This is a genomic window from Oleiharenicola lentus, from assembly GCF_051660365.1.
Lineage (GTDB): Bacteria > Verrucomicrobiota > Verrucomicrobiia > Opitutales > Opitutaceae > Lacunisphaera > Lacunisphaera lenta_A.
In genome coordinates this window covers 76965-90804 of sequence record NZ_JBOZXB010000001.1, presented here as the reverse complement: position 1 = coordinate 90804, position 13840 = coordinate 76965, and the positions used below count along the sequence as shown (strand labels likewise).

The following is a 13840-nucleotide window of genomic DNA, read 5'->3' as shown; positions in this document are numbered from 1 at the left end:
ACGACGAAGCCGATTATTTCAGGCTTTGGAGGTAGGCGACGAGGGCGTCGATTTCGGTGTCGCTGAGAACGATGCTGCGTTCCCAACCACCTTTGCCGTCGGGTTTGACGTAACCGGTCATGCCGCCGAGGCCGTAATACATTTTGCTGCCAGGTTTGAAATATTGTGGGTCTTTGATCCACGCGTGCAGACGCTCGGGAGTGTTTTCGAGGACGCCGGCGGCAATCGTGCTGCGCGCGCCGACGTGCGTGAGATCGGGGCCGTTCACACCGCCGCCATCGTGACCGCGCGTGGTGTGACAGTTCGTGCAGGTCTTCTCTTTAAAGAGACGGTGACCTTCCGCGATCAAAGTCGCGTTCTCGTTCGCGGGCTGAGGAGCCTGACGGGCTTGCCACGCGCCGAAGGGATTGGCGTCGAACGCTTCCGTCGCGGCCAAGGCTTCGCCCTTCACTGGCACGTAGCTGGCGAATTGCACGCGAGGAGCGTTGGCGGAGGCGACCGCTTGAGCAGTGACGTTACGCGCGGGCTGCTTTTGAGCGGCGAGCCAGACATCGTAGTCAGGTTTATCGAGCGCGATGACGCGGAAGCGCATGATCGCATGGGACTCGCCGCAATACTCGGCGCACTGGCCGTAGAAGTAACCGGCTTTGTCAGCCTTAAACCAAAGATGGTTCGCGCGATTCGGGATCATGTCGACCTTACCGGCGAGTTTCGGGATCCAGAAACTGTGGATGACGTCGACGGTGCGGAGCGCGACGCGCACTGGCACGCCGACCGGGACAACGAGTTCGTTGCCCGTGGTGAGGGGAGCTTCGCCGCCCGACGGGATGGGAGCCATCTCGGTGGGGTATTCGAATTTGAACCACCATTGATAGCCGGTCGCTGTGATTTCGAGGGCGTTGCCTTTCTCGGCTTCAGGCACGTCGTGGGTATACCAGATGTCCTTGAGCGTCGGGATGGCGATGAACGCGAGGAGCACGATCGAGGCGGCGATGAGGCCGATTTCGATGAGCGGATTGCCGTGGCCTTGGTGCGGAACCTCGGCCTTGCCCGCGTCGGAAGGCTTGGCGCGGAACTTGATCTGCGCATAGGCGAGCACGGCGCCGACCACAATGAAGATGCCTCCGGTCACCCAAACGGTCACCATGAAGAGGTCCCACTGGGCCTTGGCGACAGGGCCTTCGGTGACCATGGTGGACTGGTGTCCGCTCAGGCTGAAGACTTTGCTACAGCCGGTTAAAAACGCCAGGCCAAGCCCGGCAAAGAGTGTGGTCGCAAAGCGGGAAGCCTTGCGTAGGTCGATACGTGGTCGAGTCATGTGTAACAATGGCGGCATCAGCGTAGTGCGCTGCGGAAGAATGCTTGGGCGAGCGTTTGCAAAAAATCAGGCAATTCAACCTTAAAACCCATGAAAACTCCGCTGAAACGCGGGAGTATTAACAGCGCTAGGTCTGGCATTAGGTGCGCACAAAGATTTTTCGCGGGATTGCGCACGCTCGGCGGCTGTGCGATAGTCGTTTTGCATGAAAAAAACGCTTACCCTCGTTCTCTGTGGTGCCGGCCTGATGTTTGCAGGTTGCGGCCCGAAAACTGAAACAGTAGCAGCTTCCACCCCTGCGGCTGCCCCAGCTTCGGCTCCGGTGGCCAGCGCGCCGGCTCCAAAAGCGCCCGTCGTGGCGTTGTTTGAGTTTACTGCGAACGACACGATGAAATTTAACCTCACCCGTTTCGAGGTGACCGCTGGTCAGGACGTCACCGTGACGCTGACCAACACTGGCATGATGCCGAAAGCCGCGATGGGCCACAATTGGGTGCTTTTGAAGAAAGAGGCCGATGTGAAGGCCTACGCCAACGCCGCCATCACCGCCATGGGCACCGAATATATCCCCGCCTCGAAGGCCAGCGAAGTCATCGCGCACACCAAGATGCTCGGGCCGAAACAGAGCGACGAAGTGAAGTTCAAGGCGCCGACCGAGCCGGGCGAGTATCCTTTCCTTTGCACGTTCCCCGCACACTTCGCGTCCGGCATGAAAGGCGTGATGGTCGTCAAGTAAGGCCTGCGAATTTGCAAAAACTGACTCCGTTTTCCACAAAACCTTCCGCCGCCACGCGGGAGGTTTTTTTACGGCAAAACGCGTGAGGGAGGTGGGCGTCGGTCTCTGCACCGACGCTTAGTCGCCTACGCAGCGCGTCGCCGGTGCGGAGACCGGCGACTACCTTTGCATCGAACTCAGTTTTGAACCGGCACCAAGCGCACGATGCGCCCGGGTCGACCGACCAACTCCAGCGAGAGATAAAGTAATCCGTCCGGGCCGGTCTGGATGTCGCGCACGCGGCCCAAGCCTTTGAAAAGCTCTTCTTCGTGCGTGATCTCGTTGCGGTCGTTGATTTCGAAACGCAGAAGTTTTTGCTGCCCGAGCGAGCCGAGGAAGAGGTTGTTTTTCCAATTGGGAAAGCGGTTGCCTTTGTAGAATCCTATCGGGCTCACGGCAATCGATGGTGTCCAGTGTTTCGCCGGCGAGGTCAGGCCGTCTTTTTCGGTGAGACTGCTGATGGGCGTGCCGTCATAGTTGATGCCGTGGGTGACGATCGGCCAGCCGTAGTTCGCGCCGCCCAGGATGTGGTTGAGTTCGTCCCCGCCGCGCGGACCGTGCTCGGTTTCCCAAATCGCGCCGTTGCGCGGATCGACGGCGAGGCCCTGCGGGTTGCGGTTGCCGTAACTCCAAATCGAGCCGATCGCGTCGGGCTGACCCACGAAAGGATTATCGGGTGGGATGCGGCCATCGCGGAATACGCGATGCACTTTGCCGTTCGCCTTGCTGAGATCTTGCGCGTCCTGCGGCAGCCAGCGGTCGCCGACGGTAAAATATAAATACTCGCCGTGGAAAAGCAGGCGGCAGCCGTAACCCACGAAGCCTTTCTGGTAGTTCTCCTTCGGGATGCTGAAAATCGTTTCGTGATCGACGAGGCGATTGTCACGCAGACGCGCGCGAATGATTTTGGTCATCGCAGTCGTGGTCTCGGCCGCCGGTTCTTCCCCGGCATCGCTGAACGATAAATAGATCCAGCCGTTCTTCGCGAAATCGGGATCGAGTTCGATCGACATCAAACCGCCTTCGTCGTGCGCGACAACTTCCGGCACGCCTTCGATGGGCTCAGGTTGGAGTTTGCCATCAATGACCAGGCGCAAGCGACCCGGGCGTTCGGTCGTCAGCAAGTGGCCATTGAGCAGGAACACAAACGACCACGGCACATCGAGTCCTTCCGCGACCGACTCCAGCCGATACGAGTGCTTTTCACTTTTCTGGACGGCGACGGGCAGGTCAGTGGATTTCGCGAGCGCGGGATCGACGACCCGCATCGAAACTTCACGGATGTAAGCGATGAGGCCGATGACCTCCGCTTCGTTCAGCGCCGCGGCGAAACCAGGCATTCCGCCCGCCGGCCGCCCCTTCAAAATCATCTTGGTTAAACTCTCATCGTCGCGGCCGTATTTGGATTTCTCGGTGAGGAGGCTCGGGCCTTTGCCGCCGTGAAGATTGTCGCCATGACACGCGGCGCAAAAATCCGCGTAAATTTTCGTCGCGTCGCGTCCCGCAGGGGGAGGCGGCGCGGGTGCGGCCGGTTCTTCCGCGCAACCGACGGCAGCGCCCAAAAGAAAACCAACAACAAAGATGTGCGGCGTGAACATGGGCACGCCAAACTGACTGGCATTTCGAGATTCAGTTCCGATTTGTCTGCGCGCTGATTACGCCCGCACGCCGGCGGTTAAGCGACTGGCTGGCTCGGCCACCACACGTAGAGGAAAAAATACACCAGCACGCCGGTCACCGAGACATAATACCAGATTGGAAACGTGAACTTCGCCCAGCGCTTGTGCGAAACGATATCGCCTTTGATCGCGAAGAAAAAAGTGCGCGGCACGAGGTAGGCGATCGCGATGGCGAGAATGATGTGCGAAATCAGCATCACGTAATACACGAGAGCGATTGCGCCCGTGCCGCCGAATTTGGTGTGCACCGCTTCGCCCGCGCCGGCGGCCATTCCTTTGAGGAATTTGTGAGTGAGATAACCGACTAGAAAAATCGCCGACACCACACACGCGGAAATCATCGTGCGGCGGTGAGCGAGGATTTTGCCGCGTTTGATGAAAATGAAGCCAATGCTGATGAGAATCGTGGCGAGTCCGTTGAGCGTCGCGTTGAGCGCGGGAATGTCGTTGATCGTCATGGTCGCGTCAGAATTTGAAAATAAATCGGTCGATCACTAACAGCCCCAGCACGAGTGGCAGGTAGCCGAGCGTGATAAAGAAAAGTTTGCGCGCCTCAGTGTCGCGTTTTTCGGGATTCAGGAATGTGATCGCCGATTTCAAAATCCACAGGCCGAGTGCCGCGGCGAAAGAGAAATAATACCACGAGCAGTAACCCCAGAGCGTCGGCAACAAACTCGAAGCGACCAGCAACACTGTCCAGATAAACGCCCGGCGCGCCACGCGCACGCCGCTGGGATCGAGCACCGAAAGCATCTTCATGCCGGCAGCGGCGTAGTCCTTGCGATACGTCCAGCAGAGTGAAAAAAAGTGCGGCATCTGCCATGTGTAAAGAATCGCGAACAACGTCCACCCGAGCAGATGATTCGAACGTCCCGCCGCCGCCCAGCCGATCAACGGCGGCAGCGCTCCGCTGATGGCGCCGATCTCGGTGTTCCAACGCGACCAGCGTTTCGCCGGCGTATAGATCGCGAGATAAGCCACGATGGTCGCGAGCGCGACGAACGCCGACATGCCGTTCACCAATTTAAATAAAACTGCGAGGCCCGCGATGCACATGATCCAGCCGATGATAAACGCCGAGCCCGGCGCGACCGCCCCGGAAGGAATCGGGCGATCCGCCGTGCGTTTCATCAACGCATCGAGGTCGCTCTCCATATACATATTGAGCGAGGCCACGCCGCCCGCGCACAGCGCCGTGCCGAGCACGACGAAAAACATCCGCGGCCAATCGACGAACGAGTAGGGCACCGCGGCGAGGTAACCGATCATCGCCGTGATCACCGACATCAGGCTCAGGCGCGGCTTCGTCAGTTCGAAATACTGCCGCCAGAGCGGGATGCCGGTATCAACCGGAGCAGTGGCGGGAAGCTTTTCGTGGGTCTCGGTCATGGGCGTGGGCGCTCAATCGAGTCGCGCCCCGTGAAAAAAGCCACCACGAACGTCGTCGCGAGCGTCAGCGCCCCGATGATTACGTGGCCCGTCGTCATGTAAACGCTGCGACCCGTCCAGATGATCTGCGCCCCGAGGTAAATTTGCAGAGAAACCAGCCCGACCAACAAGAAACTCGCTGACCGCAGAAACAACGTAAGCGATTTCTCGCGCCATAAGAAGTGTCCGTAAACCAGCACCGCGATGCCGATCAACATCGCCATCACCCGGTGGATAAATTGCAGCGTAACGCGATAATCCCAATGCGCCGGCAGTAAGTCGCCCGTCGGTGTCGAAAACGGAAATGTGCCGATCGCCATGCCGGCGTGGTTGTGCCGCATGCTCGTGGCGACGATCAGCTGGATGCCGAGCAACGCGACGCACCACCAACCGATCTTGCGCAGACGCGCGCTGGCGACACCGAAATTATTTTCCACCCACGGACGCGACACGCCCGCTGCGATGGCGAACAGCACGCACACATATACCTGCGCGAGCACGCCATGCGGGATGCGCAGCATCTGGCCGAGCGTCATGTCGAACCCGGGCACGCCAATGGAATCGAGCAACACGCGCTTACCGCCGAGGATGCCTTGGAAAATCACGATGCCGAGCGCCCACCAGCCCAGTTTGCGCAACCACGCGCGCTCTTCGCGGCGTTGCAACCACACCGCGAGTGCAATGGTCACCAAGCCCATCACGGTGCCGCTCAGGCGATGCGAATGCTCGGCGAATTTATCGATTTCTTCGAGCCAGCCGTCGGGATTGATCGAGCCGTTCGAAAGCGGCCAGTCCGCAAACGCCATGCCCGCGCCAATCGTCGTGGTGAATGCGCCCAGCGCCACGAGCACAAACACCCACGCGCTGCCGAGCGCGGCGAACCACGCGAGACCGGGTTTGTAGGTGGAGGTGCGGGCCATCAGTTAAAAATTAGGCGTGAAGCGGGCAGGTGATACTTGGCGTGGGGACGGCGCAAACCTTTTGACAATCCGCGCCGGTGGCAAATGTGTGTTCAGCATGCACCCCGGTTATTCGCCTGCCTCGCGCCTCGCCCTTAGTTTGCTAATGGCCGCCGGCGTGCTCACCGGATGTGGAAAGCGCGAAGCCGGCGCAACTCAACCGGCTGCGAACGCCGCAACTCAATCGCCGACTGCGCCTTCAGTCCCCGGCGAAAAACGCTATGCGTTAACGGGCGAGGTTCTTAAAGCGGACCTCGCACGAAAAGTGCTCATCGTGCAACACGATGAAATCAAAGGCTACATGCCCGCGATGACGATGGAGTTTCGGGTCGAGACCTCGGGCGATTTGCAAAACGCCAAGCCCGGCCAGCGCATCCGCGCCGAGATGGTCGAGCGCGGTGACGATTATTTCCTCGAAAAAATCTGGCCCGACGACGCCGTGACGACGCAAGCGATTGCCGCCGCGACCAACGCACTCGCGCAAGACACCTCGACGCGTGGCAAAGGCGTTTACCGTGAGATCGGCGAAGAGATGCCGCTGTTCACCCTGCTTGACCAAGAAGGGCGCGCGGTGAACGCGAATCGGTTTCGCGGCAAGCAGATCGTGTTGAACTTTATTTTCACGCGTTGCCCGATCGCCACGATGTGCCCGGCGGCGACACTGCGCATGATGGATCTGCAAAAAGCCGCGAAGGACGCCGGCGTGAAAAATTTCGAACTCGTCTCTATTTCGCTCGATCCGGAATACGACACGCCCGGCGTGTTGAAGGAATACGCGGAAGTGCGCGGCATCGACACGGCAAACTGGTCGTTCCTCACCGGCCCTGATGCGGCCGTGCGTCACTTGCTCGCGCAACTCGGCATCATTCGCGAGTTCGAGGGCGCGACGATCAAGCACACGCTCGCAACTGTGCTCATCAACGAGCAGGGAAAAATCAGCTACCGGATCGATGGTAGCTCGTGGCCGGTCGATGAATTTGTTCGCCGTTTAAAAAGATCATGAGCGAACGCGAAATCGATTTGGTGCGTTCCGAAAATCCGTGGGGCCACTCCGGCGGAAAAAAGCCCGCGTCCGCGCTGCCGTGGAAACAAGTCGCGCTCATCACCGTCGTGGCGCTGGGCGTGTATTTTGCAATCCGCCTGATGCCGACGGCGAGCAACCTGAACCACATGGATTTCCGTGCGGAAGGAAAGGGGATGATCGAATTCTGCGATCCGGCGAATCCACAGTTCATCCCGGTTGTCGCGGTGCGTTCGCCGGTGCAGCTGGCGCTGAAATCAAGTCGCGCGCCCGCGGTGAATCAGCCGATCGAGTTCACGCTCACGATGCAGACTTCCGGCGGAAAGCCGATCGGGCCGGCCGACTTGCTCGTCGCGCACACGCGCAAACTTCACTTGCTCGTGGTTGATCCGACGCTCGGCGATTATCAACACGTTCATCCGGAGCCGGGCCGCAAAAATGGCGAGTGGATTTTCACGCTCAGCCCGGAAAAACCCGGCACGTATCGCGTGTTTGCCGATTTCACTCCCGCCGCGACGGCTCGCGGGTTGTATGCGTCGGTCGATTTTGAAGTTCCCGGCCTCGTGGCTAAAGTCATCCGCAGCAGCAACACGACGTGGCAAGGTGGCGGTTTTAATTTCGAACTCGTCACGCCGACCTTGATTCGCGCCGGACAAGTGACCGACTTGAAATTCCGTATCAGCGCGCAAGGGACGGAGAAACGCGCGGTGCCGCTGCAGCCAGTGATGGATGCGTTCGCGCACCTGGTGGCGTTCGATGAAACGCGCTCGGGCTTCGCGCATTTGCATCCCAATGAAACCGATCTCTCGAAACCCCCGGATGCGGTGAATCCTGAATTAAATTTCAAGATCACAATTCCTCAGCCCGGTCGTTACGTAATCTGGGCGCAGGTGAACATCGGAGGCCGCGAAACGTTCGTGCCGTTCTGGGTGGATGTGTTGCCGTGATTTTTTTGAACCACGAATGGACACAAATTCACACGAATAGAAACCAATCAATGGCTCTTCATTCGGGTCAGTTCGTGTCCATTCGTGGTTAATTTTTATAAAGTCTAAGTCTCACACCGGTTCGCTGGAGAGTTCGAACAACTCGCCGCCGTCGGTGTGCAAAAACCGGCCAAGTTGCGTGCCGGGGAAACTGCCGAAATTTCCGGGATGGCAACGATGCAAGCCTTCGCGCGCGAGCCGCACGATGCTGTGCTGGTTACGTTCGGGGTCGTTGCAGAAGTAATGTTCGCGCGCGCGGTTCGGCCATAGGATGCTTCCGCGCAAGACGTCGCCGATCAGCGCTTCGCCATTGGCGAGAATCACCGAGACCGATCCGAGGGTGTGACCCGGCGTAGGCAGCACCCGACCGCGCAGGCCATAAGGCTCCAACGCAATGCCTTGTTCAAACACGATGTCCGGCTCGAACGGTTCAAACTCTTCGTCGATGTAAGGCCGCATGAAACGTCCCAGAATATCTTGCACGGCGAGCACGCCACTCCGACCGGCGCGCGCGAGCGGCGCGTCAGCGGTGTGAATCGCGATTTTCGCGCCGGTGCGGCGGCGCAATTCCGCTGCGCAGCCCGCGTGATCGCCATGGCCGTGGGTGAGCAGAATCAGCGCGAGATCTTTGGGCGCGACGCCATTGGCCTTGAGCGCGGCGATGATGCGTTTCAAATCGCCCGGCGCGCCGGTATCCACGAGCACCGGCTTGTCGCCCAGCAACAAGTAGCTGTTGGAAATCGTGCCTTTGATCCGGACGAGCATCGTGGTGTTCGACGAAAATTAGAACCGCAGATGCTTCACCGTGAGGCCGTTGTTCTTGAGCTGCTTCAAGGACTCGATGCCGATTTTCAGGTGCTCGGAAACGTGGTCGGTATCGACTTTCTTATCGCTGGCGCTGGTTTTCACGCCTTCGGGCGTCATGGGTTCGTCCGAGACGAGCAGCAGCGCGCCCGTGGGAATTTCGTTCGCGAAACCAGTCGTGAAAATCGTCGCCGTTTCCATGTCGACCGCCATCGCGCGGATACGCTTCAAATATTTTTTGAACACCGTGTCGTGTTCCCACACGCGGCGGTTGGTCGTGTAAACCGTGCCGGTCCAATAATCTTTTTTGTGATCGCGAATCGTGGTGGAGATCGCCTTTTGCAGCGCGAACGAGGGCAGCGCGGGAACTTCGGGCGGGAAATAATCGTTACTGGTGCCTTCGCCGCGGATGGCCGCGATCGGCAAAATGAAACTGCCAATTTTGGCGCGGTGTTTGAGTCCGCCGCATTTGCCGAGAAAGAGCACCGCTTCAGGATGCACGGCGCTGAGCAAATCCATCACCGTCGCGGCGGTCGCGCTGCCCATGCCGAAATTGATGATGGTGATGCCGCCGGCGGTGGCGCTGGTCATCGGTTTATCGCGGCCTTTGACGGGCACGCGGTGCCAGTTGGCAAAGAGTTCGACGTAGCGGTGGAAATTTGTGAGCAGGACGTATTTTCCGAAATCTTTGAGGGCGACGCCCGTATAGCGCGGCAGCCAGTCGTGGACGATTTGTTTCTTGGTGTTCATGGCGATTGCTTTGCCCGCAAAGAATTAATCGCGGTGCGACTTTGCGCGAGGCAAAAGTAAAACGCGCCTCGGCGTCGTGCGGATGCGAGCGCTGCGGGTGATAAGTGTGAGCACCGTTTTTAATAGATGAAGCGGCGACATCGACAGACGCTGCTCGATTGGGCAGGCTGCGCGCATGTGGTCGCTCGCTTACCCGTCTGAAGCAGAGATCCGGAAGTTTCTGGAGGTGCAATCGTCGGCGCACTTCAGCTACACGGAAGCAGGCGCTTCTCGCGGGGCGATGCTCGCGGGTTACAACATAGATGTGAATCGCGGGTGCCTCGGTCACGGCGAACGCGCTTTCGATGCGGCGTGCGACGCCTTGCGCGCCTGGAAAATGTTTCCGGAGTCGTGGACGAAAATTTTACCGGAGCGCGCGCCGCTGAGCACCGGCACAACGGTCGCCATGCTCGCTCACGTGTATGGCTTCTGGTGGCTGAATGCGTGCCGCGTTGTTTATACGATCAACGAGACGACACCGGTGCGGCGTTTCGGTTTTGCTTACGGCACGCTCAAGGCACACGTGGAAACGGGCGAAGAACGTTTCTCCATCGAGTGGTTGCCCGATGATTCGGTGTGGTATGATTTGCGCGCGTTTTCGCAGCCGCGCTATTGGCCGGTGAAATTATTCAAACCGCTCGCGCGAGCGCAGCAGCGGCGCTTTGCGGTCGAATCGAAAACGTCGATGCAACGCGCGGTCGGGGAGGCGCTGGCGTGATGACGCCGGTGATTCTTTCCGCACTGATTCGCGCGGGCCTTGGGGCGTTGGCGTGGATATTGGTCACGGTTTGGTCGGTGAACGACCTGCGCGGGGCATATTGGTCGGCGGCGATTTTGTTGCTCGCGGCGTTCGTGCTCGTGCCGCTCGTCATTGCGCTCGTGCGTGATTTTTCGAGTGACGCATGGCCGGAAAAATTGCTGGCGCTGGCCGCGACGCTGCAGTTGCCCGCCGCGGTGTTGCTCATGGTGTCGAGCGCGCAAAAGCCTGGAGTCACCGCTGCGTTGCTGGCTGCACCGTGGATCGGGGTGACGGCGTTGCTCGCACTTGCGGGCGGACTGAGAATTATCGCGCGCGGCTGGCATTCGCACTGGGAACAGTGTCGTGATACCGGGCTGGTGTTCATCGCCGTCGGCGGCGCGTGGACGCTGGCGGATCGACTCGGAATGCATCCGCTCGGGTTTGGGTCTGACATCGTGCAGCTGACCGCCGTGCATTTTCATTTTGCGGGGCTGGTGCTGCCGGTCGTCGCAGGATGCGTGTGGCGCGAAACTCATTTTCCGCGCGTGACTGCGGTCGCGGGGTGGGGCGTCCTCGCTGGCGTTCCGTTGGTCGCTGTCGGCATCACGGCCACGCAACTCAACTGGGGGCACGCGCTGGAATTGCTCGCCGGCTTGGTGCTCGGCTTGAGCGGAATGGTGGTGGCGATTCTTCAGATCAAACTCGCGCAAGAAAACCGCTGGCCGTTGGCTGCGCGCGTATTGTGGGTGATCGCGGGTTTTTCGCTGTTTTTCGGCATGACGCTCGCGCTGCTTTATTCCGCGCGGACTTTTGTGATGCCGTTACCATGGCTGAACATTCCATGGATGCGCGCCCTGCACGGAACTGCGAACGCGCTTGGCTTCGCGCAGTGCGCGGCGCTGGGGTGGGTGCTGGCGTTATGTGCCAAACCTGACATCTCGCTTAAATCGGGTGCGCGCCGCGGCCAACATCAGCAGCGCCGCTAGGAACCACAGGGAGGGCGACCCACCACCGCCGCTCCCACCGTTGCCGCCGGCGGGTGGGTTGGAATTAGTGGTGATGGCGAGCACCGCGACTTCACTCGAGACCGCTCCGAGGTCATTGCCGACCGCCACCGTGTAGTTACCGTCGTGGGACGCGGTGACATTTGGCAGCGTGAGCGTGCTGCTGGTTGCTCCGTTGATCGGCTCACCATTGCGCGACCATTGGTAGTGGGTGGCGCCGGTCGCCATCACCGAAAACTGGGCGCTGCTGCCTGCGCTGACGCTGAGACTGCGCGGTTGCGTGGTGATGTCGGGACTGTAACCGAGGAATTCGCCGCGACGTAATGTCTGCCCGTAGTTGTCGGATACGAAGAGATTGTTTTGTGCATCGACGGCCACGCGGAGAGGCGCGTCGAAGCGGGCATTCTCACCGGTGCCGTCACGGGTTGTTGAATCGTCGTTGGCTCCGCCGAGGATCACGTTGTTTCCAATCGAAGTGAGAAGTCGGATGGTGCGATCGTAGACGAGAACAAACTCGCCGCGGGAGTTAACGGCGAGATCCAGCGGATAATCGGAGATCGTGCCAACCGGCTGGCTGAGGTCGGCGCGCAGCGTGGTGACCGTGCCGCTCGATTGCACCCGCCGGAGCGCGGTGCGCGTTGTCGTGGCGGAGGTCGGCAGCTGATCGAGCACAAAAATTTCGCCGCCGGTATTCGTCGTGAGCGCAGTGATGGCGCTGAAGCGAGCATCGGCACCCGTGCCATCTTTGATTTCTGCACTGGCATTGGCACCGGCGAGCACTTCCCAAGCACCTTGATGGTTGCGCCGATGAATGCGGCGGCTTTCTGCGGCGAGCAGTTGATCGGCGGCATCGAAGGCGATTTTCGATGGGTAGTTGAAATCGCCGCGCTCGATCATACTCGTCCGGCCATCGCTTGCGATCCGCGTGAACCGTGCATAATAGTCGGTGATGGAGAGCATGATGTTGTTCGTGCGATCCACGGCGAGCCCGCTGGCGTAGCGCCCGGGACTGATCGTCTGAACGACGGTGTAGGCCGTGCGGACGTTGCCCGCCGGGGTGACTTTGCGAAGATTCACGCCTGAATAAAATCCATCGTCCTGAAACCAACGTAGGTTCGTGTCCGTGACCAACGCGTCACCATTGCGATCGACCTGGAGGTGAGTGATGCCTGCAAAACGAGCGGCATTTCCAGCGCCGTCAGTGCCGTAGGCATTAGTTTCTGTGCCAGCCAATAATCTAGGGCCTACTCCAGTCGTAACTTTGAAAATCGCGCTGTCTGCATCCCGCGTGTAAAACAATGTGCCGGCAGCATCCACGGCGAGGCCGAGGGGAACGCTCGCCGCTCCGGAGTGGGCAACCACGTTACCTTTGAGGATGATTCGCTCGTCGCCGGTAATCATCGCCAAATGATAGATCGGCGTGGTGGATAAATAATGAAATGCGAAATAGAGCCTGCCCGCCGCATCGGTGGCCATCGCGACGATGCGCGGCAGATTCGAGCCGAACAGGAAGATGGCGGGATCCGAGTAGTCGGCACTCGCCACGATGGAAATCACGCCCGCTGCGCTTCGTTTCATGAGGCGATGGGTGTAGAGGTAGAAACTCGCATTACTCACGGGGACCGCATGGCCTGCGAAAAAAAGCTCGCCCGCAGGCGAGCAGGTCAGGCTCCCAGACGGAGCGATCGTTACGGCCAAACCGTTTCCCGTGGTGAGTTGAATGCTTTGAAAAATCGTCTGCACCGTCCCCCCGGCGATGTGCCGGATGCCATTGTCCGTGACGTAGACGCCGCCACTTGCGTCGACAGTGATTTGATCGAGTTTCTCAAATAGTGCCATCGAAGCGGAGCCATTGGCGTTTCCGCTTTTCCCTGCTTGTCCCGCTAACGTAGTGACGTCACCCGCGGGCGAAATTTTACGAATCAGAAAGTTACCTGCATCGCTGACGTAGACATTGCCATTGGGATCAACGGCGACGCCTTTGGGGGATTTGAAACGTGCGGCGGCACCGTTGCCGTCCAGGCTGCCGGATTTACCAGAGGAGCCAGCCAGCGTGGAAACCACTCCGTCGGTTGAGATTTTTCGAATCGAATGATTGTCGGTATCGGCAACGTAAATATTCCCGGCGGAGTCGCGGGCCAGACCGTGCGGCGCGTTGAACCGTGCACTCAGCGCGACGCCATCTTCGGAACCGACGCTGCTTCGACCGGCGATGGTCGACCAGCGATACACGGGAAATGATTCCGCGCGCAGGCCGCACACAGCGACAACGCTGCTCGTAGCCAGGAACAAACGCATGAGGGAAAAATTCATGGAGTGAAACTTGAGTGACTGACAG

General features: G+C 59.5%; 13 protein-coding genes. 5 read left to right on the top strand and 8 right to left on the bottom strand.

Going from position 1 to position 13840, the window contains the following annotated elements; translation table 11 throughout:
* Positions 1–13: 13 nt before the first annotated feature.
* Entirely contained in the window at positions 14–1318 is a 1305-nt protein-coding gene (coxB, locus tag ACRRQW_RS00340) for a cytochrome c oxidase subunit II (protein WP_438479107.1), read from the bottom strand.
* Between the two features lie 205 nt (positions 1319–1523).
* Between coxB and ACRRQW_RS00335 the strand changes: the two genes are divergently transcribed.
* Entirely contained in the window at positions 1524–2054 is a 531-nt protein-coding gene (locus ACRRQW_RS00335) for a plastocyanin/azurin family copper-binding protein (RefSeq protein ID WP_438479106.1), read from the top strand.
* 176 nt (positions 2055–2230) lie between these two features.
* Here the strand turns inward: ACRRQW_RS00335 and ACRRQW_RS00330 are convergent, their stop codons facing one another.
* The 4 genes from ACRRQW_RS00330 to ACRRQW_RS00315 form a co-directional block, all read right to left on the bottom strand.
* The gene (locus tag ACRRQW_RS00330) at positions 2231–3691 is read right to left on the bottom strand and encodes a PQQ-dependent sugar dehydrogenase (protein ID WP_438479104.1); all 1461 of its coding nucleotides are present in this window, start codon (positions 3689–3691) and stop codon (positions 2231–2233) included.
* 77 nt (positions 3692–3768) lie between these two features.
* A complete protein-coding gene (locus tag ACRRQW_RS00325) occupies positions 3769–4230 on the bottom strand; it encodes a DUF420 domain-containing protein (RefSeq protein ID WP_438479103.1) in 462 nt (153 codons plus the stop codon).
* Between the two features lie 7 nt (positions 4231–4237).
* Entirely contained in the window at positions 4238–5161 is a 924-nt protein-coding gene (cyoE, locus tag ACRRQW_RS00320; RefSeq protein ID WP_438479101.1) for a heme o synthase, read from the bottom strand.
* Positions 5158–6120, bottom strand: coding sequence for a COX15/CtaA family protein (locus ACRRQW_RS00315; RefSeq protein WP_438479099.1), 963 nt, complete (start codon positions 6118–6120; stop codon positions 5158–5160). Before ACRRQW_RS00315 ends, cyoE begins: the two co-directional genes overlap by 4 nt.
* A gap of 97 nt (positions 6121–6217) precedes the next feature.
* On the opposite strand from ACRRQW_RS00315, the gene ACRRQW_RS00310 reads away from it, so the two are divergent.
* On the top strand, positions 6218–7162 hold the full coding sequence (locus ACRRQW_RS00310; RefSeq protein WP_438479098.1) for an SCO family protein: 945 nt from the start codon (positions 6218–6220) through the stop codon (positions 7160–7162).
* The gene (locus ACRRQW_RS00305; protein WP_438479097.1) at positions 7159–8127 is read left to right on the top strand and encodes a hypothetical protein; all 969 of its coding nucleotides are present in this window, start codon (positions 7159–7161) and stop codon (positions 8125–8127) included. The genes ACRRQW_RS00310 and ACRRQW_RS00305 overlap by 4 nt, the downstream gene beginning before the upstream one ends.
* A 111-nt stretch (positions 8128–8238) precedes the next feature.
* On the opposite strand, the gene ACRRQW_RS00300 is transcribed toward ACRRQW_RS00305, so the two are convergent.
* Together ACRRQW_RS00300 and ACRRQW_RS00295 are read right to left on the bottom strand one after the other, a co-directional pair.
* Complete coding sequence (locus ACRRQW_RS00300) at positions 8239–8931, bottom strand: MBL fold metallo-hydrolase (protein WP_438479095.1); 693 nt, start codon at positions 8929–8931, stop codon at positions 8239–8241.
* A gap of 18 nt (positions 8932–8949) precedes the next feature.
* Positions 8950–9720: an AMP nucleosidase gene (locus ACRRQW_RS00295; RefSeq protein WP_438479093.1), complete on the bottom strand. Its 771-nt coding sequence runs from the start codon at positions 9718–9720 to the stop codon at positions 8950–8952.
* A 175-nt stretch (positions 9721–9895) separates the two neighbouring features.
* Here ACRRQW_RS00295 and ACRRQW_RS00290 point away from each other — a divergent pair, with 175 nt between their 5' ends.
* Entirely contained in the window at positions 9896–10477 is a 582-nt protein-coding gene (locus tag ACRRQW_RS00290) for a DUF1990 family protein (protein ID WP_438479091.1), read from the top strand.
* Positions 10477–11484, top strand: a complete 1008-nt coding sequence (locus ACRRQW_RS00285) for a YndJ family transporter (protein ID WP_438482333.1) — start codon at positions 10477–10479, stop codon at positions 11482–11484. Before ACRRQW_RS00290 ends, ACRRQW_RS00285 begins: the two co-directional genes overlap by 1 nt.
* On the opposite strand, the gene ACRRQW_RS00280 is transcribed toward ACRRQW_RS00285, so the two are convergent.
* Positions 11416–13815, bottom strand: a complete 2400-nt coding sequence (locus ACRRQW_RS00280; RefSeq protein ID WP_438479089.1) for an immunoglobulin domain-containing protein — start codon at positions 13813–13815, stop codon at positions 11416–11418. The genes ACRRQW_RS00285 and ACRRQW_RS00280 overlap by 69 nt on opposite strands.
* Positions 13816–13840 lie beyond the last annotated feature (25 nt).